Source organism: Gimesia benthica, from assembly GCF_009720525.1.
GTDB lineage: Bacteria > Planctomycetota > Planctomycetia > Planctomycetales > Planctomycetaceae > Gimesia > Gimesia benthica.
Genome location: NZ_CP043930.1, coordinates 795,918 through 816,755, shown reverse-complemented (window position 1 = coordinate 816,755; position 20,838 = coordinate 795,918). Strand labels below are relative to the sequence as shown.

Genomic DNA, 20,838 nt, shown 5'->3' with positions numbered 1-20,838 from the left:
GGGGACGACCTAAGTGTCGTCCCCGGTGGTTGTTTTCAGGAACGAATAACGAATATCAATCAAGCGTGTCAGCAACTCAACCTGAAGTTCTGAGACCGTTAGTGAGTGCAGTCGAACAGGAAAAATGGAAGGAGAATGGAATGTCAGGGAAACAGCTTGAGGGAAAAACAATTGCATTTCTGGCGACCGATGGATTCGAGCAGGTCGAACTGACGGAACCCTGGCAGGCGGTGCAGACCGCGGGGGGCGAGCCCCGGCTGATCTCATTGGAGAGCGGCAAAATACAGGGTGTGCACCACGATCAAAAAGGTGATAAGTTCAGCGTTGACCAGACGGTCGATGAAGTGAATGCGACCGACTTCCAGGGACTGGTGCTGCCCGGGGGCGTATTCAATCCCGATGCCCTGCGGCTCAGTGTGAACGCCGTTAATTTTGTCCGTGATTTCTTTAAGGAAGGAATTCCGGTCGCGGCGATCTGTCATGGTCCCTGGATGCTGATAGAAGCTGATGTGGTCGACGAGCGAATGGTGACGTCGTGGCCCAGTGTGAAAACAGATCTGGTCAATGCCGGCGCTAACTGGGTTAACCAGGAGTGCGTATGTGACAACGGACTGGTGACCAGTCGCAAGCCAGATGACCTGCCCGCGTTCTGCGCGAAGATGGTCGAGGAGTTTGCGGAAGGAATCCATTCCGGACAAACTGTCTGAAGCTGAGTAGAGGCAACAGCTGATATCGGCTGCGTCTACTCAGTTAATTAACTGAATGTCAGAGCATCCCCGCAGTCGTAGAGTAGCTCACGCACGATTGCGGGAAGCTCTGCGTTCAGTGGATTCGCTACAGAACATTATAGTCGAAATACGATTCAACGCAAAAAGGCGTCGCTGGAGAGCAACGCCTTTTCGACGTATCGATGTCATGCGAAGGCTTAGAACTCGCCAATCGTTTCCCGTTTTGCACGGGTGCTGAGTGCCCGGTAGAGCGTCATTGCGATATTCTCAGAGAGGAATCGCACGCTACCGTCACAGAGTACAAAGTGGGCACCGCCGGTGTGATAACTGCCGGCTGCTTCTTCTCCGTAGGAGTTGATCGGATCGTTGTTTTCGGCAGCGATCAGGTACTCGGTCATTTCGGTGGGGGGATTGCTGTCTGCTCCGTTGGAGAAACAGTGCTTGCGGTCACTGCCGCCCCCACCCAGCATGTCGGCGTCTCCGCCGGAATCAATCACTTCACTGACCATGATGGTGTTGGAGAGGCCGTCGGTGATGTCACGGAAAGCGACGGAACTGCTGATATAGAAGATGCCATCTGCACCCATGCAACCACCGGTGGCAGCCATCTGGGCAGGAGTCGTGATCGGACCACTGTAGCAGTTGTCACCAGAGCTGCCGATCAGGGTGCCCATGTTGCCGTTGTAGTTGGAAGGGGCATAACCGTTTTTCTGAACGCCCTTGGTCACATCCGGCTGGGAGGGACACCAGAAGACAGAGAGTCGGGCCTGACCACAGAGTTGCTGTTTAGGGCTGTTGACACCACCGGATTCAGCACCCAGTCCGCTGGAAGAAGGTCCCTGGATCTGATCATAGAGGGGCGCCTGGTCGAGGTATGGCAGGATGCTGGCGTGCCATGTCCAGCCGTGTCCGTTATATTTCGAACCGTTGTAGTAAACCACACTGCCTGGCGGAAGTACGCTGTGGGCTTCGTGGTAGTTGTGCAGAGACAATCCAATTTGTTTCATGTTGTTCTTGCACTGCGAGCGGCGTGCTGCTTCGCGTGCCTGCTGGACAGCAGGGAGCAACAGGGCAATCAGGATAGCGATAATCGCGATCACCACAAGTAGTTCGATCAGTGTAAAGGCTTTTCGATTCTGCATGAGTTTTCCTTGTGGGTTAGAGGGATGAAAGGACAATAAAAAGTACGGATTCTGGCAATGGCGAAAGAGGATCGCCGATTATCCAGGCTGAGAGGCTGTTGAGTTCAGCGCGATATCAGTTGTTGCGAGTTCCGAAAAATACAAACGCTCGGTAATCAGATGAAATAATCTATCCCTGGTTTAACTCAAATTTGAAACTCTTGTGGTTATGGATCAACATGTCACGCTGGAGCGGTTGCTCCAGCGTGGACTGTGGAATCAGGATTTTTTCAGTTCAAAGTCGAAGGTGTTTTCGCCGGCTTTAACGTCAGCTTCCAGTTGGGTGTCCGTGTTGTATTTCGCGGGCAGTTTTTCTTTGGTGGCTTCAGCCGGAGCGGCATCGTCGCCTTCGGATTCCATTTCGTTTCCGCCTTCGACAACGGAGGTGATCATGACTTTGTTGTGACCGATTTTGCAGCCTTTGGTATCACGAATGTAAACCAGTTCGTAGTTTCCGGAGGCATCGGTAGTGGCGCTGGCAGGACGTCCGCTGTCGGGCATGAAGGTGACTGAGGCACCAGCCAGGGGCGAGCCTTCGAAGGTGACGGTCCCTTTGACCAGGCCGAGATCAGGTTGATCGCCGGCTCCCCCACCGCAGCCGGTGATTGCCAGGGACAGGGTCAGCAGAGTTGCTTTGAAGATGTTTTGGGTTTTGTTCTGTTTAAAACTGGTCATTGTTGAAACTCACTTTGATACGTTGGATTTCTTAGTAGCGAGGATACGATCCTCTGATTCATTTTTAACTGACGCCCTTCCCGTCGACGTGACTGGAAGGGCGTTATTAATTCGTAATAGTGCTTTAGAAGTCGCTGAGGGTTTCCCGTTTGGCGCGAGTACTGATGGCACGGTATAGAGTCATGTCGATGTTTTCCGAGAGGAAGCGGACACGACCATCACCGAAGACGAACTGGGCTCCGCCGGTGTGGTAGCTGCCGGCTGCTTCTTCGGCATAACCGTTGATCGGGTCATTGCTCTCGGCGGCGATCAGGTATTCCGACATTTCGGTAGGGGGATTGCTGTCTGCACCCCCGGAGAAACAGTGTTTGCGGTCACTGCCCCCGCCGCCCAGCATGTTGGCGTCTCCGCCGGAATCGATGACTTCACTGACGAAGATGGTGTTTGACAGGCCGTCGGTGACATCCCGGAAACGGACGCTGCTGCTGATGAAGAAGATACCGTCGGCTCCCATGCAACCACCGGTGGCTGCCATCTGAGCGGGAGTCGTAATCGAACCGCCGTAGCAGTTGTCGCCCGAGTTACCGATCAGCGTGCCCATGTTGCCGTTATAGTTGGAAGGCGAATAGCCCCCTTTCTGCACACCCTGCGTTACGTCGGGCTGAGAGGGGCACCAGAATACGGAAAGCACAGTCTGTCCGGCCAGTTGCTGTTTGGGACTGGTTGTGCCACCTGATTCGGCTCCCATGCCGCTGGAGTCTGGTCCCTGGATCTGGTTGTACAAGGGAACCTGATCCAGATAAGGCAGGATGCTGGCGTGCCAGGTCCAGCCGTGTCCGTAGTATTTAGTACCATTGAAGTAGACGATACTACCCGGGGGCAGCGCGCTGAATGTTTCATGATAGTTGTGCAAAGCCAGTCCGATCTGTTTCAGATTGTTTTTGCAGCTGTTACGTCGTGCAGCTTCGCGTGCCTGTTGTACCGCCGGCAGTAACAGGGCGATGAGGATTGCGATAATGGCAATCACCACCAGTAGCTCGATGAGGGTAAACGCTTTTCGATTCTTCATCACTTTTCCTTTTTGAGTCTGAGAGCAGGACCAGTAACAACTGAGAATGAATTAAATCTGACTGGTTTATTCGTCTTCCCTGTGGGAAGCAGACTGGCGGAATTGAACTTATCTGCTGCTGATGAATTCAGCTTGAATGAAACAGTCAGAGGTGTTGTGAATGGAAAATAGTCTCTGCTGAAGTTGCGGGCAGTCTAGTCCGCATTTGTGAAGGGTGTGTGAAGAACGTGTTAGCTTCATAAAACACGAGATGATCACGGCTGGATTTTGCAAGTTAAATTTTTGTGAATAATCCGCCTTTTTTTATTCACGTTTGCTGATGTGATCCTCGAAAACAGCGAACCTGTGAGGCATTTTTTGTGTCACGTTACGCAGAAGGTCTGTGATACAGGCCTCACATCGTTTTTCTGTGAATTCATTTGTTCTTAATGTGGAATACAAGGAAAATTCATGAATGTCTATCTGGATGACGAACGACCGGCACCGCCGGGCTGGCGACAGGTTCGCTGGCCGGATGAAGCAATTCAATTTTTAAAAACGGGTGAAGTCCGCTCGATCAGTCTCGACCACGATCTGGGCGATGACGAACGCGGCACCGGCTATGACGTGCTGCTCTGGATTGAAGAAGCCGTCGCAACGCGGGACTTCGATCCACCAGAGATCAAAGTACACACCGCGAACCCGCCTGCCCGTAATCGAATGCTTGCGGCTGTCGGTTCCATTCAGCGTCTGACCGAGTGTTGCTGCGGCGCAGACTGAAAGACGATTCTTAAACCAGGGGCTCCCGCTGGCTGCCGGGAAATGAAAAATTCTCTCGGGAGGCCCCTGCTCCTTTTCTGATCCAGGTGAGAGAGTTCGCGAGTACCGGGCGCTTCAGCACTCCTCTTCGCCTGTCTCGAACATCGCGTTAAAACGACGCTGCATTTCCTCGGGAGACACCTCTTCGATCTGACTGCCGAGCAGCCATTCGTGACCGAAGGGATCCTGAACCTTCGCGGCCCGTTCGCCGTAGAACTGGTCAGCCGGTTCCATGATCAACGTGGCACCTGCGTCGACGGCCTGTTGTGTCATGGCGTCGACATCCTGCACATACAGATGGATTGCCGATCCGGTCGGCGTGGATTCCCGGGGCGCGTGAATGCCGTACTCGGGATACTCGTCGGAGACCATGATCGTCGTTGCCCCGAGCTTGAGTTCCGCGTGACCAATCCGCCCGCCGGGTTCGGTCAGCCGAAAGTCCTCGACGGCTCCGAACGCCCGCTGATAGAAATCGATGGCGGCACTGGCATCCCGGGTGCGGAGGTAGGGGAAGACGTCAGTGATCTGGTGGGGCTGTTTATCGGTCATCGTCTGAGCTCCTGTTACCGGTCGGGGGAAATCCTGTTTCCCTCAGTATACTCAGCAGAGGCCCGCGTGTATTGGGAAAAATTCGTTTCCCGGGGAGCACGGTAGTGGAGGGCTGACAGCCCTGGCGTCATCCCGGAGAGACCTGGGTTGGCCTTAGAATGGATGACGGTTGAAAGTGCGGTACTTGAAACTTCTCTGTCTACCAAAAAATAAATCCCCCTGTTTTTCGAGTTCCAGGAACTCTTCGAACAGGGGGCTGTCAATCTGCCAGAATCAGGCGAGAAGATTATTTCTTCTTGCTGGTTTTGCCTTTGGCAGTTTTAGGAGCAGCAGCTGTGGTTTTGCCAGTTTGTTTTTTGGCAGTTTGCCCAATCTTAGAAGTAGATTTGGCCATCTCGGTATCTCCAGAAAAAGGAGTTAAAGAAACAGATATGAACTAAGATATTCATATCGACGCGTAAATTACCAATCTTTGGGAAATTTGAAATATCAGAGTTCACAATTTTGAAATTTTCTGAGGAAATAATTTTCGGCGATGGTTCGCGCGCGTCGTGGAAGGTGTCGCGACGCGCTTCTGAAGACCGCGCCAACTGGTTGTCGCAGCGTTCTTGCGCGTTGCCTGAGGTGTGTCCTTTCGCTTGCGCTTTACGGTTCTTGAGGTGAGCGCACCTGCCTGGTGTGGTCTGTTCCCAGACGCTGTCGGACGAGCCGACTGTGGCACCCGTTTGTTGCTGACAAGTACGAAAAGTGCCTGAAAACAGACTGTTTGTGGCGGTGTCGGGGACTGTGGTCTATGATGGCTTTCCTGAAGTCGCCCCCTGCTCTTCTTGAATGGAGACATGTTGAATGGCAGTCCGCCCCGTCTATGTTCCCCGCGATGACCGTCCGGGAGTCGTGGTACGTTCGCTCGACTTCGAGTGGTTCCCCGGCTTCTCGACGGCACAGAAGCAGCGCTCGATTCAGTCTCTGCATGCCGCCGCCGGGGAGGCAGGTATCGAACCGGTGCTGGAGATCTCCAGCAAGTCCCCCGAGGAACTGGGAGTGTCGTTGAGTGCCTTTCACCTTTCGTTGGCCGACGCGGAGGGTGGCAGGTCCTGCTCCGTGGAGACTGCCTTCCAGGGGAGCAAAGTCTTTGAGCGGGCCGGCCCGTTTATCGACCTGCTCAATGGAACCTCACGGGAGGCCAAGAAAGACGACCGGTTGAAAAGTTCGGGACGCCTGCTCCGCTTCGAGTTTCAGGGAACTGCCTGGCCCTTGAAGCCCCGCACTTACTTCTATGACTGGCTCTACCTGAGTGCCCTGGAGCAGCAGTCGGGACTACAGGAGACGCTGGTTGGCTACCGGGGGTTTACGGACATCGAGTTCAACCCGAGGAAGTCGATCAACTGCCAGGCGTACTCCGCGGCACTGTATGTATCGATCCTGGAATCCGGTCAGAGTGACACGATCCTCTACTCGCCCGAGAGTTTTCTGGAATCGCTACAGGACGAATACACGGCCCGGGATGAGTTACTGGCCCGGCAGCATGGGCTCGACTGAGCCTTGGCCGTCGGGTGACTGGACAGCGGCGTGGCCAGGTACGATAGTGAAATGAACGCGGGCCTGAAATTCGAATCAGAAAGTGAGAAACAATGAGATCAGTCATACTGCTGCTGGTGAGCAGCCTGGGAATGGGGCTGGCCGGCTGTCAGCAGGAAGCAGCACCCACAGAGGAAGCCGCGAGTGCACCCCAACAGACCGCGCCGGTCGCGGCGGAGGGACCGGTTGTGAAGATCTGGGTCTTCGAGGATGGCACCATCGAGATGGATGGGGAGCCCGCGGGACTGGAAGCGGTGGGCACCCGCTTCGCCGAACTGCAGAAGCAGCAGGGAGTCGTCTACTACGGTCGAGACGCCCCGGCTGCCGAACCACACGAGAATGCGATGCGGGTCATCGAACTGGTCGTGGAAAACAACCTGCCGGTCCAGCTCAGTTCGAAACCGGATTTCTCCGATCGCGTTGACGCCGAAGGAACATCCCGGCCGAAGCCGGTGGAGTAATCATCTTCTGTCATGGCGCTTGTGTTTTGGGGCCGCTGATTCTTTTCTTCGCTGTGAGTCCTGCCCATGATTCGACGACTGATACGCCACGTGCTGATTGCCCTGCTCTGCGGCGCGTTGATCTTTGTGATTCTGAATGTGGCTGCCTGGTATAATTTGCGCGGTCAGCGAAATATGTGTCGCAATCAGGACTTCACGCGTTTTTATGGGCTACGGGTTTTAGGGATGCAGATTGCCGACTATCGGGAAAAGCACGGCGTGCTGCCCGATACTCTGGCGGAGATTCCCGACGTGCATACCATTCTGCAGCAGCCAGGTGAGCCGCTGCTGGACAGTTGGGGGAACCCGTTTCAATATCGGCGGGAGGGGGAGACTTACGAGCTGTTCTCTTATGGTCGCGACGGGCAGCCGGGGGGCGTGGGCCTCGATGCGGATCTGTATGTTGACGGGCGGAACCGGGAACGGGCGCTCCCCACGTTCCGGCAGTTCTTTCTGACGAACGACAAAGACGAGGTGGCGCGGGACGGGTTCCTGGTTGCTGGTGTGGAAGCAGCCTTTCTCGTGTTCTGTTTCACTCTGATGACGATAAAGGGGACGACGAGAACCGGACACCCGATGACGGCGTGGCGGTATGTCTGGTTTACCCTGGTGGTGCTGGTGATTGCGACCGGCATGGGACTGATGCTGCTGCCGTTACATATTCCGAATGGGCACTGACGGATGCGGTTTCTGTATTTGCGTGATCCGTTATTTCTGACGGCCCTGGTGCTGTTTCTGGTGAACCGCTGGTTGCTCAAGCCGCTGGTGACGGGCGGGTTCGTGCACAATCATTTCAATGACCTGCTCTGCGTGCCGCTGCTGGTGCCGATTGTGGTGTTGGTCGCCCGTTTCTGCAGAGCCCGTCCGCATAACGGGCCGCCGGAACTGTATGAGATTCTGCTGCCGCTGCTGGTCTGGTCGATCCAGTACGAAATCCTGTTCCCGCAGTTCGCCTCCACATCACCGGGAGTCACCGGCGATCCGCTGGATATTCTCTGGTACAGTGTCGGCGCCTGCATCAGCGCCCTGTGGTGGCGGTTTTATTATCAACGTCAGCCTGCCTGAGAGACGCCCTGCCCTCGGTTTTGCCTGGGTTTTGTGGTCTGTTCAGTCGAAAAGCAGGACTGTTTGCATGAATATCGTTGACGTATTGATCATATATGACATAATGTTTAGACGTGCGGGCCTGCCCGGGAGTGTTCGTGTAAGTGATTAGGTGCGAGCACTCCCGGCACGCACGAGTAACCCCTCTTCTGGTACTCCGGTTCGATTTCGGGCCGGAGTGCCCCCCTTTCTGCAGGCAGGTTATCCCGGTTCTTTTTGTGCGCTGAAAATGGAGAGAATGATGGATCTGATCGATCGGATGAAAGAAATTGCTCACAAGAGATCAATATAAAACAGAAATTTATAGAAAACTAATACCGCATTATTTGAGGTGAGAATGACTCAGGGCTTACGATAAAAAATCATTTGACGTATTGCGAAACATCTAAGACGAGTAAATGAATAATGAAAACTGAGTTATACAGGACAAGAAATGGTCGGTTATTTATCGGCGATTCGATTGAGATATCGGAAAATTACCTACGAAGATATTACAAGAACAAAATAAATTTGATTATCACTTCTCCTCCATTCCCGCTGAACAAGAAAAAGAAATATGGGAACTTTCAGGGAGACAAGTATCTTGAATGGTTCGCTAACTTGGCTCCCATATTTTCTGATCTACTGGCAGAAGATGGATCATTAGTAATCGAGCTTGGAAATGCATGGGAGCCAGGTCGCCCGGTTCAGTCTCTATTACATTTAGAGTCTCTCTTTCAGCTAGTTAATAATCCTGATGCTGGCTTACGTTTGATCCAAGAATTTATTTGTTACAACCCTTCAAAGCTTCCATCTCCAGCACAATGGGTCACTGTTAATAGGCTGCGAACAGTCGATAGTTATACCCACGTTTGGTGGATAGCAAAAGATGACTACCCAAAAGCTGATAATTCAAAAGTACTTCGAGCATATTCCAAAAGTATGCAGAGGCTTATTAAATCAAAAAATATAATTCTGGTAAGCGTCCTTCAGAGCACGACATTAGCCCTACCGCTTTTGCAAAGAATAATGGGGGAAGTATCGCGCATAATCTTTTTGAGATGGAATCATTAGAAGAAGATCGCGAGGTTCGACTTCCACATAATGTTCTCAGTTTCTCGAATACAAATTCGTCTGAATATTATTTAGAGCGATGTAGAAAAAAGAAGGTGACGCCGCATCCTGCTCGAATGCATGGAGGATTAGTGAATTTTTTTGTGGAGTTTTTAACAGATGAGTCTGATTTAGTTCTCGATCCTTTTGCTGGCAGTAATACCACCGGATATTGTGCAGAGAAACTAAATCGACGCTGGATCTCAATTGAAGCTAATAAGACGTATGCTCGTCAATCAATGATGAGATTTGAAGAACCAGGATTAGATTGCAAACTCCAAAAGCAAAAGTGATAGCAACCAGTCAGGGAGAGGTTTAGTGTTAGAGCAAAAGTTAAAAGAAATTCTGGATGTTGATATTTTCGAACAAGGTCGAAAAGAAGAGCTTTTTGTGGGTAGGCCTTTTTATTTAGATTATGAGAATGCGCAAATTCTCGTTTCAGATGCTTGGAAGCATCGAGTAAAAGGAATACCCCAAGGAGCTTTCTTGCTAGCATTTTATGATGGTGAAGATGGCGTTGATGAGGCAGTTTTGTTGCGCGCCTTAACTCCTTCAAAGCTACCTACAGATAATGATGTTGTTAGCTCAATGATTGAGTATTACAAAGATGGCTCTGATATCAGCGGCAGGGCTGGTAGTGTGAGGGAGAGTAAACTTGATGACTTTACTCGATATGAGTTTAGTTTTTCTGGTTTGAGTTGTCGTGTCTTGGGGGCATTTTACAAAGTCCAGGATCAATCAATACCGAATGGTGAAATGGGAGTAAGCTATAGAGTTGAGTTTGGTGCCGATTTAGAAAACTTTTATTCTGCCAATAACTATAGTGTTTATAAGGCAACCGGAAAAGTGTTGCGAAAAATTGTTAATCAACGAGATATAGATCTCATTGTTGGTAACGAAAATGAATTCAAGATAGGTTCAGTTCGGTATAGTTCTAGTAGAAGATTTCAGCATTCAGAACTAGGTGTTGATGTTTATATAAGTCCGCAAGATTTTATTGGAAAGCGAACTGCCGCGTTTGGAATGACAAGAACTGGCAAGTCAAATACAGTAAAAAAAATTGTTGAAGCTACAGCAGAAATATCTAACAAAGCATCCATACAAAATATTAGAGAAAAGGTCGGGGCAGAAGAGCCATTCACAAAGCAAGGTGCACCCACTTTCCCTGTTGGGCAAATTATTTTTGACGTTAATGGTGAATATGCTAATGCTAACCTCCAAGATGAAGGTACTGCGATATATGAATTATATGCAGATAATGTAATTCGATATAGTGTTCTGGAGAAGCCTGGTTTTGAGGTGATGAAAGTCAATTTTTACAGGGAAGTAGAGAATGGTTTTGATTTAATAAGAAGTTATTTTGAAGACAAGAAGATCACCGGAGATTACGTAAATAATTTTGCAGCTGTAAGTCTTTCGAAGCCAGAAAACTATTCTTCAGATCGTTCAATAAAGACTCGATTCGATAGGATCAGTGCCGCTTACTTGTGTTGTTTATATAAGGCCGGTTTTAAACCACCTGCAAATTTTAAAGTAACTTTTCCGGGCAACGCAGCTATTAATAAAAAGGTAAACCAAGCTGGACTAGATCCTGTTAAGGGAATTAGTCTTGAGGATGCATGTTCTTGGTTTGGATGGGTCTGGAAAAATTATAAAGACGATAGCTATTTTACCTCATATGAAAACAAAAACGGTCATGAATGGGCTGATGACGATTTAAAGGCATTGCTCGCATTTCTTACCGGTTTCAAAAAACCAAATGAAAAAGAATCTGTTAGTGGTTACAAGAAAATTCGGGTTAAAGAGCTTCATGAACTTCATACCATGATGGCAGATGATTCATTTGAAATTAAAATCCCCAAGTTGCTATTAGAGGGGAAAATAGTAATCGTCGACCTGTCGCAGGGATCTCCCACTGTTCAGTCGATATTTTCGGAGAGGATATGCAAAGCAGTGTTTATGCAGTCGATGTCAAGATTTGTAGGTAATAGACCAAACAATTTTATACAGTTCTATTTTGAAGAAGCTCATAATCTATTTCCCAAAAAAGACGATAAGGACCTCAGTCAGATTTACAATCGGTTGGCGAAGGAAGGTGCAAAGTTGCATTTGGGAATGGTGTACGCCACTCAGGAAGTAAGCTCCATAAGTTCTAACATTTTAAAAAATACTCAGAACTGGTTTATAGCTCATTTAAATAATGAGGACGAGTTAAGGGAATTACGCAAGTATTATGATTTCTCAGACTTTATTGCTTCTCTTTTAAAATTCAGTGCAGGCAACGATAAGGGATTTGTTCGGATGAAAACATATACCAATCCCTTTGTTGTTCCAGTACAGATCGATAAATTTCTTGCTGATAAGAAAGACTAGAAAGAAATATGGGTAGTACAAGCAGAAGCCATAGGCCTAATGAGTGGGCTGCCAAGATTAATCATACCCAGCTGATAACAGATCCTTATATCAAGGAATTTGTACAAAACTGTCGCCTACCGAAGGCTGCATTTGAAATCAATCAAGATGATATTAGTAATCAGTGTGAATTATTAGCTGATAATATCGATAACCCTATAAAGTACATACTCTCTGTTGATGGAGGCTACACAACTGTTGAAGTCAACAAGAAATTTCCAAGTGCACAATTTGCTTTTTTTCAATTCGGGGCCGTTCTCTTCAATACCGCAGACTTGAAGAGCCTATCTGCTAAACCATTCATTTTTCCCGAGGATATGCAAAAATTGCATAATCTTCAGAGATTTAAACTTGCCATCCCTATAAAGAATATAGTTTCGAAAAATGAAGCATCGTTGAAAGATTCTATTAGAAAATCGATCTATGATTTTTTTATGAGGAAACAAGATAGTTCATCGTTTATGGAGACTCTTGAGTGGTTTGTTTTCCAGCAATATGAAACACAATCAAGAGATGTTTATGAGTTGGCAAGTAATCCAAATCTCAATCCAGGAAGTGGTCGAGTAGACTTAAGCATCCGGGATATGAAGTCTGATTTTACCTTTGATACACCTGATGGAAAAATATATTTGACAGACGTATTTAGACTTCATGAAGTGGTTGATGAAGAACAAGGAGCTGGAGAAATACTTGGGTATTTAACGAGATTAATTGAGCAGTTGATATTGGTCCATTTCATACGTTTCATATATGAGTATCAATCTAGTTTGCTGAATGAATTTCTATATATCATTGATGGGCCTCTGAGTTTTTCAGGGCAGACGGCGAATATGAATGGTCTAATGAGGTCTCTTTGCAATCATCTACGTCGTCACAAAAATTTATTTCTTGTAGGTATAGAGAAAAGTGGTTCTTTCGTAGAGCATGCCCGCGAAATATGCTCTCGTTTCGAAGGTGAACCGGTACTATCTAAAGGGAATTATCTTCTTTTAAGTAATGATTATATCTACAAGTATATTATTCCCGGAGATTCATCCACAATGCATTACGGAAGTTCATCGTATTATGGAGGTAAGGCGATTTTTCATTCTAATGATGGGCAGGTATTAGTCTTGACGGTTCCTGTGACGGATAAGGATGTCAATAGAAATCCTAAGACTGATGATTATTTGAATTTACAACCGGTACTACTCAACATTCAAAAGTTGAAATGTGATATGTACGATGATGCCATCGTTCCTGTCGCACTTGTCAATAAATTAGTCTCTTTGGCGAATCACCCAAGTAAAGTATTGCTAGAAAAGTTTTCCAAACAATCGATGAAATGATAGTTAAAGCTCGAGTTAATAATTGAATTTCTCTTTTGATTGAAAAAACATTCTCTGGAATGTCAGCTTCTATGTATTTTTGCTCGATAATTTTCATCTGCTCAGATAGTGATTTGCGGATTTGAATCGAAATAGTCTCAATCCTCCTGAGCCGGGAAGCCTCTGCCGGTGAGCCAGTTGTTTTCTGTGATGAGCTGGCGGAGGGTGGCTTTGATAGAGTCGATGGTGAACTCTTTGACGATCAGGTCCGGGCCGTGGGCGACTTTGTTGTTGAACCAGAACAGCTCCGTGGGGCGGCGGTTGAACCGGGCTTCGCTCCAGATGTTGAGGCCGATGCGATCGCCGTTTTCGAATTTGATGATCGCGTTGCAGAACTGATCTTCCACGTCCTCTTTCCAGGTGCCGTCTGTGATGGCTTCCAGTTCTACCCAGATCTCAAAGGGCCCGTGTTGTGACATGGTTCTGCTCCTGCTGTTGTCTTGTGCTTTGCCTGCTTGCTTCAATGTAACAGCACCGCTGGTGTTTTTGAATCGTTGAGTGAGGGATTGTGCCGGGGTTTGGGTTTCTGGGGGCCCCTGCCTGGTTTGGTTGGGGCTGATTTTGTTCTGGGTGACGGGTTTTGCGTGGTGGGGTGTTTTGGCTGGTGATTTGGTTGTTACCGGCGGCTGGGGCGTTGCCGCTCAGGGTTGGTGGGTGCTCTGTTGTGCCAATGGGGGTTGAGCTGGTGGGATGTCGCGCGGCGGGCAACCACACAGGGTTGCCCCTACATTGCATTGGGGCTTGGTTGTGGATCGCTTGTCTGCACTGTTGGTTTCCTGCTCGCTGCGCTCGGCCCGAATTGCATTCGGGCCCACCCTGGGGTTTTGGGGTTACCTTCGGTCGGGTGGTGATTCTTGATTTGGGCGGTGCATACCTCTGTCGTTTCAACCGGGGCTAATGCCCTGCGGCTAATTTCTGTTGTGCTGTTGGTGTGACAGAATTTTGGTTCGTTGGCTGGGGTTGGTTTTTGTGGACGACCTGGACTGGTTGGGGTATTTGCAGGTGGATGGATGCTGGCTGGTGGTTTGTTTTCAGCTCCCCTGCTTTGTGCCGATCTGTATGATGGCTGGGTTGGTTTTTTACCGGCGGCTAGCGCCTTGCCGCTCAGGGTTGGTGGGGGATCTGTGGTGCCATTGGGGACGGGAACTAGTGGGATGTCGCCAGGCGGGCGGACACATGGGGCCGCACCCTACTTTGAATTGAGGCCAGGTGGTGATTCTTGATTTGGGTGGTGTAGAACTCTGTCGTTTCAACCGGGGCTAACGCCCTGCGGCTCATTTCTGTTTTGCTGTTGTTGTGTCAGAATCTTTGTTCGTTGGCTGGGGTTGGCGGTGAAGTCATATCTGAAATTGAGTGGTCTTAAATGACAGGTCTTTCAGGTTTTTTGAAAGTGCAATGGCTTACCATGCTGTGCAGCTTTGACTCTTTGAGCAGCAATTTCACAATACTGCTCAGAAACTTCAAAGCCGATTGCAGATCGTCCTTCCAGAGCAGAGGCGACCAGAGTTGTTCCTGATCCACAAAACGGATCGAATGTCAGTCCGCCAGGTGGGACACACTGTACCAGCTGTTGCATCAATTGTGTTGGCTTTCCTGTCATATGATGTTTGTCGGGCTGACTTACTCTGATCGAATATGAACCAGCAAATGGTCCCCGATCAATCAGTCGAGGTACTTTGCCTTTCGTTCCCCAGGGAATATATTCGCACTGATGTCGAAAGTATCCCTTATGCGGTGCCCTGGCTCCTCCACCCTTGTCCCAACTGATCAGGCCTTTAAAACAGAAACCACCTGCCTGAAGGGCATCGGTCATTGTGGCCAGTTGTCGCCAGTCAGTGAAAACCAGGCCGTATGCCGACTCTTTACAGGCATTGAATGCTTGAGCAATCCAAAGTAAAGACCAATATTTGAAGGATCTTTGATCACGGAAGTCACCACCAAAGGAGGGGCGACCGAGAGTTTTTCCACTCTGACAATACTTTTGGGAAGGGTCTGCCATTACCGCACTGCCTGGTGCCCCCGAACAATAAGGTGGATCCGTAATCAGGGCATCGAAAGTGTTTGCTGGTAGTTGCGAGCTCAACTCCAGTGTGTCACCGTGATAAATGGCGATACCCTTTGATTCAAAAAAAGGTTTTCCCAGTCGTTTCTTGACTGAATCCAATTGAAGATGTTTTTTGGCAGCTGTCTTTTTCCGCGTCATCCTTGCCGGTCCTTAGTGCAAAGAAAAATTTGTTTGTGTTGAGATCCCTGTCTGTTTCTCCGTTCGAGAAAAAATGGGAGTTGTATTCTGCATAAGGGAATCAGTCAGACAACTTCTAAATTTTCAGCTCCTCTGCTCTGTGCCGATCTGTATGATGGCTGGGTTGGTTTTTTACCGGCGGCTAGCGCCTTGCCGCTCAGGGTTGGTGGGTGCTCTGTTGTGCCATTGGGGGGAGGAGCTGGTGGAATGTCGCGAGGCGGGCAACCACACAGGGTTGCCCCTACGTTGAATGTGGGTCGCACCCTGCATTGATTTGAATTGGGGGCGGGTTGTGGATCTCTTGTCTGCACTGTTGGTTTCCTGCTCGCTGCGCTCGGCCCGAATTGCATTCGGGCCCACCCTGGTGTTTTGGGGTTACCTGCGGTCGGGGGGATTCTTGATTTGGGTGGTGCAGACCTCTGTCGTTTCAACCGCAGCTAATGCCCTGCGGCTCATTTCTGTTCTGCTGTTGGTGTGTCAGAATTCTGGTTCGCTGGCTGGGGTTGGTTTTTGTGGACGACCGGGGCTGGTTTGGTTTTTTACAGGTGGATGGATGCTGGCTGGTGGTTTGTTTTCAGCTCCCCTGCTTTGTGCCGATCTGTATGATGGCTGGGTTGGTTTTTTACCGGCGGCTGGGGCCTTGCTGCCCAGGGTTGGTGGGCGGCTCTGTTGTGCCATTGGGGGGAATGAACTGGTGGGGAGTCGCGAGGCGGGCGGACACGTGGGTCCGCACCCTACATTAATTGTATTGAATGCTGTTTAAGGATCCTTCCTCTGCACTGTTGGTTTCCTGCTCGCTGCGCTCGGCCCGAATTATATTCGGGCCCACCCGGTCTTTTTGGTTGCTGGTTTGTTGGGGCACAGTTGGGCGAGCCAACTGTGGCACCCCCGCGGTTTGTTGCGCTGGGGTTGGAGCGTATTGGGGATTGGTTGGTTTTCATGGATGGGAATTGTTACTGATGCTTTGGTTGTTACCGGCGGCTAGCGCCGTGCCGCTCATGATTTGGGGTTATCTTCTGGATGGGCGTGGGGGAGTCAAGACAAAATTTTGTCCTGATGTGGCCGGATTTTGTCCTGGTGTGGCCTGGAATTTGTCTCGGTCCGGCCGGAATCTGTCCGGCTGTGTCCGGGGAACATCGGGCACTGGTGCGTTGCGATCAGGTGCAGACGTGGTGAAAAGCGGTGGCTGTTCAGGTGGGGTTAAGGCACTGGTGAAGCTTGTGCCGGTGCTCAGGCAGGTGTCTCGCGCGCGAGCCAGATTTCAAACAACATACGGATCGGCGGGAGCGGTTCCAGTCCAGTTTGTGCAGTGCGCAGCGGTTTTCAGTTCCGGGTCTTCAGGTGAAAACGCTTCAGTCCTTGAGGCGGATCGTGACGCTGGCGGCGTGGGCGGTGAGGCCTTCCTTTTCGGCGAGCAGCGTGATGCCGGGGGCGTCTCCCTGCAGTCCCTCCTGGTTGTAGTAGATCACCGAGGAGCGTTTGAGGAAGTCGATCGAACAGAGGCCGTTGGCGAAGCGGGCGGTGCCTCCGGTGGGGAGCACGTGCGACGGGCCGGCGTAGTAGTCGCCGGTCGCGACGGGAGTATAATGTCCCATGAAGATGGCACCGGCGTTCTGAATTTTGGCGAGCTGTTGATCGGGGTCGGCGGTCGAGATGTGCAGGTGCTCGGGGGCCAGCAGGTCGGTATAGCGGGCGGCTTCGTCTTCGTCGCGGGCGAGGATCAGCGCGCCGTAATCGAGCAGACTCTGGCGGGCGAGGTCGCCGCGCGGGAGTTCATTGAGCTGGTTGATCAGCGCGGTGCGGACGGCTTCGATCAGCGGTGCGTGCCAGGTGATGAGGACGCCGGACCCGGGGCTGTGCTCGGCCTGCGAAATGAGATCGCTGGCGACAAACTCGGGGTTGGCGGTTTCGTCGGCGAGGACGATGACTTCACTGGGGCCGGCGATGCTGTCGATATCGACTTCACCAAAGACGTGACGCTTGGCGAGGGCCACGAACAGGTTGCCGGGACCGACGATTTTGTCGACGCGTTCAATGCCTTCCACGCCGTACGCGAGGGCGGCTACCGCCTGGGCGCCGCCGACACGGTAGATTTCGGTGATGCCGAGTTCCTGACAGGCGGCGAGGATGTCGGTGTTGTAGCCCCCGAAATCGGTGGGAGGCACGACGACGACGATCTCTTTCACGCCTGCGGTCTGTGCGGGGACCGCGGTCATCAGCAGGGTCGAAGGATACGCGGCTGCGCCGCCGGGAATGCAGACACCGACCCGTTTGAGGGGGAGGTACCGCTGGCGGAGTTCGACACGGGACTCCCCTGCCTCGCGGAGGACTTTGACGTCGTCCGGCAGCAGAGCCGACTGGAACTCGATGATGTTGTCACGAATGCGGCGCAGCGTGGCGAGGTACTCGGGGTCGGCCTTGGCGTGGGCTTCCTGGAGTTCCTCAGCCGAGACACGCATGGTCTCGGGGGTGAGCTGCTTGCGATCGAGCTTTTCCGAGTAATCGAGGAGTGCGTCGAGGCCTTTGTCGCGGACATCGTTACAGATCCGTTCGACGACCTCCTGCGGAGAGAGAGGTTCGCCGAACAGTTCGATGGTCCGCTGACGACCGGCTTCGGAGACGACGTTGCCGCGGGGGCTCAGCTTCTCACGGAGTTCGCTGAAGAGTGCGGTGGCATCGTCGCGGGTGCAGTCGATGGTCGTGATATCAAGATCGCTGTGCTGTGTCATGAGTCAGAGTTCTGTCTGTTACGCGATGCCGGGCACGGGGAAGTTCTGAGCGAATTCCTCGATTTCCCCTTTGACGGCACTGATGGTCGCTTCGTCTTCGGGGGCGCCGAGGACTTTGAGAATCCAGGCACCGACCTTCTTCATCTCGTCTTCTTTCATGCCGCGCGTGGTGAGTGCGGCGGTCCCGATGCGAATCCCGCTGGGATCGAGGGGCTTGCGTTGATCGTAGGGGATCATGTTTTTATTGACGGTGATGCCGGCCTTGTCGAGGGCATCTTCAGCGATCTTACCGGCGAGGCCGATGGCGGTGACGTCGCAGAGCATCAGGTGGTTGTCGGTTCCGCCGGACGCGAGCTTGATACCGCCGGCCATCAGGGCATCGGCGAGGGTCTTCGCGTTGGCGACGATCTGCCGGGCGTAGGCTTTGAAGTCGTCGGTAGCGGCTTCTTTGAAGCAGACAGCTTTACCGGCGATAACGTGCTCCAGCGGCCCCCCCTGGATACCCGGGAAGACTTCGCGGTTGAGGTCTTTGGCGTACTTCTTCTTCATGAGGACGAAGCCGGACCGGGGACCACGGAGTGTTTTGTGGGTGGTGGAAGTAACGAAGTCGGCGACTTCAACCGGGTTGTTGTGCACGCCACCAGCGACGAGGCCGGAATAGTGGGCCATGTCGACCATCAGGACGGCTCCAACTTCTGCGGCGATTTCCGCGAACTTGGGGTGATCGATTTCGCGGGGGTACGCGGAGGCACCGGCGATGATCATTTTGGGTTTGTGTTCGCGGGCCAGCTTGGCGACCTGATCGTAGTCGATCTGGTGATTGTCTTCCCGTACGCCGTAAGGGACGGGATTGTAGAGCGAACCAGAGAAGTTGAGGCTCATGCCGTGGGTGAGGTGACCGCCGTGTGCGAGGTCCATCGCCAGGAAGGTGTCACCTGGTTTGAGGACAGTGAAGTAGACGGACATGTTGGCCTGGGAACCGGAGTGCGGCTGGACGTTGGCGTATTCAGCTCCGAAGAGGCTGCAGGCCCGGTCACGGGCGATGTTTTCGATGACGTCGACGTTTTCACAACCGCCGTAGTAACGGCGTCCGGGGAGGCCTTCAGCGTATTTGTTCGTCAGGATCGAGCCGGCTGCTTCCATGATCGAAGCACTGGTGTAATTTTCAGAGGCGATGAGTTCCAGACCGTCTTTCTGACGTTTGGCTTCAGCCTGAATCAGGTTCCAGATTTCGGGGTCATTCGACTCGAGCACGGACATTCCAATCAACTCCCATGGATGTATTGTCAAAATTCGGGGTACAAACAGTACCCTGAGCAGGAAAAAGACTTATTTTGCTCCCTTATAATGAAGGATCGGCCTGAAAGCTACCCAACGGATTCGCGTATCAGTATCCTCAAGGAAAGTTTACCTGCTAGGGGTATGATATTTTGAAACTCGCATCTGATAACCCCCTTTTTTCTCGATATTTATGAAGAAATTCTGTATTACAGAGACTATGGCTGAGACAGAAGAAGAACAACCTGATCAACTGCTGCAGGGCTCGCCGGCGCTGCAGGGAGAACGCGTGGTTTTTACCGGTACGCTCGCCTCCATGACACACCATAAGGCGTGGGAGTTCGTCGAGCAGCACGGCGGTCAGGCGGCCCAGCATGTGAGCCGTCAGACGACGCTGCTGGTGGTGGGTGAAGAAGGCTGGCCGCTGGAAGCAGATGGTTCGCCTTCCGTCAATCTGAGCCAGGCGCAGGAACTGATTCAGGAAGGGACGCCGATTCGGATCATTAAAGAATCGGACTGGCTGGCGCTGATTGAGCTCCGCGATCCCGGCGTGAATATGGATCAGCTTTACACGCCCGCGATGCTGACGCAGATGCTGAATATTCCGGTGGGGACCATCCGCAGATGGGAACGCCAGGGACTGATCAAGCCGGTGCGGAAGATTTTCCGACTGCCCTACTTTTCCTTCCAGGAAGTCGCGAGTGTGCGGAGACTGTCGCAGCTGCTGGAATCGGGCGTGCATCCGCGGGAACTGGAAGAAAGCCTGCAACACCTAGGGAAGGTCTTCAACGAGATCGATGCCCCGCTCTCGCAGCTGACGCTGCTTTCACAGGACGCCCAGCTGCTGCTGAAAGATGAGCGGGGTCTGATCGATCCGAAACAGGGACAGCGGGTGTTTGACTTTGGTACGGAAGAGACCGAAGTTCCCGAGCTGGCGGGCGAAGAGGAGTTCGAGGGGACGATTGAGTTCACCGAGCACCTGAAGACGCCCGAAGTGAAGGATCGGAGTGCGGAAGAATGGTTTCAGGAGGGCTGCCAGTACCTGGACGCGGGAGAAGCGAAGCCTGCGATCGAGGCGTTCCGACTGTCACTGCTGGGGCAACCCGATGTGCCGGAAACGCATCTGCATCTGGCCGAGGCGCTCTATCTGAAGGGAAATACGGAGGGCGCGCTCGAGCGATATTACGCGGCGGTGGAATGGGATCACGATTACATCGAAGCGTGGACTCAGCTGGGTTGTCTGCATAACGAGCTGGGCGATCCCGAAGCGGCGCTGCAGGCGTTTGAGATCGCGCTGCAGGTTCACCCCGACTATCCCGATGCGCATCTGCATACTGCGGAAGTGTTGCACCAGTTGAACCGCGTGGAAGAGGCGGTGCCCCACTGGAAGATTTATCTCGAATTCGACGAAATGGGCCCCTGGGCGGATATGGCCCGGCAGCGGCTGGAGGAATTCGAAGACGACGATGAGGACCTGACGTTCCCCTGACGCGGCTGCGATAGCGAAACGACAGTACAGACTGGACTTGTCGCTGC

Annotated in this window: 18 protein-coding genes and 1 pseudogene; 11 read left to right on the top strand and 8 right to left on the bottom strand. The window is 51.7% G+C overall.

Features of this window, described 5'->3' with window-relative positions; translation table 11 throughout:
- Positions 1–140 precede the first annotated feature (140 nt).
- Positions 141–707, top strand: coding sequence for a type 1 glutamine amidotransferase domain-containing protein (locus F1728_RS03260; protein WP_155362878.1), 567 nt, complete (start codon positions 141–143; stop codon positions 705–707).
- Between the two features lie 218 nt (positions 708–925).
- On the opposite strand, the gene F1728_RS03255 is transcribed toward F1728_RS03260, so the two are convergent.
- The 3 genes from F1728_RS03255 to F1728_RS03245 form a co-directional block, all read right to left on the bottom strand.
- Complete coding sequence (locus F1728_RS03255; RefSeq protein ID WP_155362877.1) at positions 926–1,870, bottom strand: DUF1559 domain-containing protein; 945 nt, start codon at positions 1,868–1,870, stop codon at positions 926–928.
- A gap of 258 nt (positions 1,871–2,128) precedes the next feature.
- Complete coding sequence (locus tag F1728_RS03250; protein ID WP_155362876.1) at positions 2,129–2,584, bottom strand: transthyretin-like family protein; 456 nt, start codon at positions 2,582–2,584, stop codon at positions 2,129–2,131.
- 124 nt (positions 2,585–2,708) lie between these two features.
- Positions 2,709–3,653, bottom strand: coding sequence for a DUF1559 domain-containing protein (locus tag F1728_RS03245; protein WP_155362875.1), 945 nt, complete (start codon positions 3,651–3,653; stop codon positions 2,709–2,711).
- Positions 3,654–4,103: 450 nt separating this feature from the next.
- Here F1728_RS03245 and F1728_RS03240 point away from each other — a divergent pair, with 450 nt between their 5' ends.
- Positions 4,104–4,412 (top strand): cyclic-phosphate processing receiver domain-containing protein, encoded by a 309-nt coding sequence (locus tag F1728_RS03240; protein WP_145440536.1) that lies wholly within the window; start codon positions 4,104–4,106, stop codon positions 4,410–4,412.
- A 114-nt stretch (positions 4,413–4,526) separates the two neighbouring features.
- Here F1728_RS03240 and F1728_RS03235 read toward each other — a convergent pair whose 3' ends face one another.
- Positions 4,527–5,000, bottom strand: a complete 474-nt coding sequence (locus tag F1728_RS03235; protein WP_155362874.1) for a VOC family protein — start codon at positions 4,998–5,000, stop codon at positions 4,527–4,529.
- 846 nt (positions 5,001–5,846) lie between these two features.
- Here F1728_RS03235 and F1728_RS03230 point away from each other — a divergent pair.
- The 7 genes and pseudogenes from F1728_RS03230 to F1728_RS03200 all read left to right on the top strand — a co-directional run bounded on the left by F1728_RS03230 (position 5,847) and on the right by F1728_RS03200 (position 13,014).
- Positions 5,847–6,539 carry a DarT1-associated NADAR antitoxin family protein gene (locus F1728_RS03230; protein ID WP_155362873.1) on the top strand — a complete coding sequence of 231 codons (693 nt, stop codon included), beginning with the start codon at positions 5,847–5,849 and terminating at the stop codon, positions 6,537–6,539.
- Between the two features lie 92 nt (positions 6,540–6,631).
- Positions 6,632–7,039 carry a hypothetical protein gene (locus F1728_RS03225; RefSeq protein WP_155362872.1) on the top strand — a complete coding sequence of 136 codons (408 nt, stop codon included), beginning with the start codon at positions 6,632–6,634 and terminating at the stop codon, positions 7,037–7,039.
- A 66-nt stretch (positions 7,040–7,105) separates the two neighbouring features.
- On the top strand, positions 7,106–7,756 hold the full coding sequence (locus F1728_RS03220) for a type II secretion system protein GspG (RefSeq protein ID WP_155362871.1): 651 nt from the start codon (positions 7,106–7,108) through the stop codon (positions 7,754–7,756).
- Positions 7,757–7,759: 3 nt separating this feature from the next.
- A complete protein-coding gene (locus tag F1728_RS03215; RefSeq protein WP_155362870.1) occupies positions 7,760–8,143 on the top strand; it encodes a hypothetical protein in 384 nt (127 codons plus the stop codon).
- Positions 8,144–8,587: 444 nt separating this feature from the next.
- Positions 8,588–9,567: pseudogene (locus tag F1728_RS03210) on the top strand (DNA-methyltransferase).
- 25 nt (positions 9,568–9,592) lie between these two features.
- Entirely contained in the window at positions 9,593–11,647 is a 2,055-nt protein-coding gene (locus F1728_RS03205; RefSeq protein ID WP_155362869.1) for an ATP-binding protein, read from the top strand.
- 8 nt (positions 11,648–11,655) lie between these two features.
- Positions 11,656–13,014, top strand: coding sequence for a DNA double-strand break repair nuclease NurA (locus tag F1728_RS03200; RefSeq protein ID WP_155362868.1), 1,359 nt, complete (start codon positions 11,656–11,658; stop codon positions 13,012–13,014).
- 137 nt (positions 13,015–13,151) lie between these two features.
- Here the strand turns inward: F1728_RS03200 and F1728_RS03195 are convergent, their stop codons facing one another.
- A complete protein-coding gene (locus F1728_RS03195; protein ID WP_145039794.1) occupies positions 13,152–13,472 on the bottom strand; it encodes a hypothetical protein in 321 nt (106 codons plus the stop codon).
- Between the two features lie 956 nt (positions 13,473–14,428).
- Complete coding sequence (locus tag F1728_RS03190; RefSeq protein ID WP_155362867.1) at positions 14,429–15,256, bottom strand: DNA-methyltransferase; 828 nt, start codon at positions 15,254–15,256, stop codon at positions 14,429–14,431.
- A 592-nt stretch (positions 15,257–15,848) separates the two neighbouring features.
- On the opposite strand from F1728_RS03190, the gene F1728_RS03185 reads away from it, so the two are divergent.
- Positions 15,849–16,058 (top strand): hypothetical protein, encoded by a 210-nt coding sequence (locus F1728_RS03185; RefSeq protein ID WP_155362866.1) that lies wholly within the window; start codon positions 15,849–15,851, stop codon positions 16,056–16,058.
- Positions 16,059–16,647: 589 nt separating this feature from the next.
- Here F1728_RS03185 and hisD read toward each other — a convergent pair.
- Positions 16,648–18,024 carry a histidinol dehydrogenase gene (gene hisD, locus F1728_RS03180; protein WP_155362865.1) on the bottom strand — a complete coding sequence of 459 codons (1,377 nt, stop codon included), beginning with the start codon at positions 18,022–18,024 and terminating at the stop codon, positions 16,648–16,650.
- An 18-nt stretch (positions 18,025–18,042) separates the two neighbouring features.
- Positions 18,043–19,284, bottom strand: a complete 1,242-nt coding sequence (locus F1728_RS03175; RefSeq protein WP_155362864.1) for a serine hydroxymethyltransferase — start codon at positions 19,282–19,284, stop codon at positions 18,043–18,045.
- Positions 19,285–19,522: 238 nt separating this feature from the next.
- On the opposite strand from F1728_RS03175, the gene F1728_RS03170 reads away from it, so the two are divergent.
- A complete protein-coding gene (locus F1728_RS03170; protein WP_155362863.1) occupies positions 19,523–20,791 on the top strand; it encodes a tetratricopeptide repeat protein in 1,269 nt (422 codons plus the stop codon).
- Positions 20,792–20,838 lie beyond the last annotated feature (47 nt).

Bases quoted from the DNA above. Each gene is read 5' to 3' on its own strand.
- F1728_RS03260 (WP_155362878.1), top strand. From the start codon at position 141: ATGTCAGGGAAACAGCTTGAGGGAAAAACAATTGCATTTCTGGCGACC.
- F1728_RS03255 (WP_155362877.1), bottom strand. From the start codon at position 1,870: ATGCAGAATCGAAAAGCCTTTACACTGATCGAACTACTTGTGGTGATC.
- F1728_RS03250 (WP_155362876.1), bottom strand. From the start codon at position 2,584: ATGACCAGTTTTAAACAGAACAAAACCCAAAACATCTTCAAAGCAACT.
- F1728_RS03245 (WP_155362875.1), bottom strand. From the start codon at position 3,653: ATGAAGAATCGAAAAGCGTTTACCCTCATCGAGCTACTGGTGGTGATT.
- F1728_RS03240 (WP_145440536.1), top strand. From the start codon at position 4,104: ATGAATGTCTATCTGGATGACGAACGACCGGCACCGCCGGGCTGGCGA.
- F1728_RS03235 (WP_155362874.1), bottom strand. From the start codon at position 5,000: ATGACCGATAAACAGCCCCACCAGATCACTGACGTCTTCCCCTACCTC.
- F1728_RS03230 (WP_155362873.1), top strand. From the start codon at position 5,847: ATGGCAGTCCGCCCCGTCTATGTTCCCCGCGATGACCGTCCGGGAGTC.
- F1728_RS03225 (WP_155362872.1), top strand. From the start codon at position 6,632: ATGAGATCAGTCATACTGCTGCTGGTGAGCAGCCTGGGAATGGGGCTG.
- F1728_RS03220 (WP_155362871.1), top strand. From the start codon at position 7,106: ATGATTCGACGACTGATACGCCACGTGCTGATTGCCCTGCTCTGCGGC.
- F1728_RS03215 (WP_155362870.1), top strand. From the start codon at position 7,760: ATGCGGTTTCTGTATTTGCGTGATCCGTTATTTCTGACGGCCCTGGTG.
- F1728_RS03200 (WP_155362868.1), top strand. From the start codon at position 11,656: ATGGGTAGTACAAGCAGAAGCCATAGGCCTAATGAGTGGGCTGCCAAG.
- F1728_RS03195 (WP_145039794.1), bottom strand. From the start codon at position 13,472: ATGTCACAACACGGGCCCTTTGAGATCTGGGTAGAACTGGAAGCCATC.
- F1728_RS03190 (WP_155362867.1), bottom strand. From the start codon at position 15,256: ATGACGCGGAAAAAGACAGCTGCCAAAAAACATCTTCAATTGGATTCA.
- F1728_RS03185 (WP_155362866.1), top strand. From the start codon at position 15,849: ATGCTGGCTGGTGGTTTGTTTTCAGCTCCCCTGCTTTGTGCCGATCTG.
- hisD (WP_155362865.1), bottom strand. From the start codon at position 18,024: ATGACACAGCACAGCGATCTTGATATCACGACCATCGACTGCACCCGC.
- F1728_RS03175 (WP_155362864.1), bottom strand. From the start codon at position 19,284: ATGTCCGTGCTCGAGTCGAATGACCCCGAAATCTGGAACCTGATTCAG.
- F1728_RS03170 (WP_155362863.1), top strand. From the start codon at position 19,523: ATGGCTGAGACAGAAGAAGAACAACCTGATCAACTGCTGCAGGGCTCG.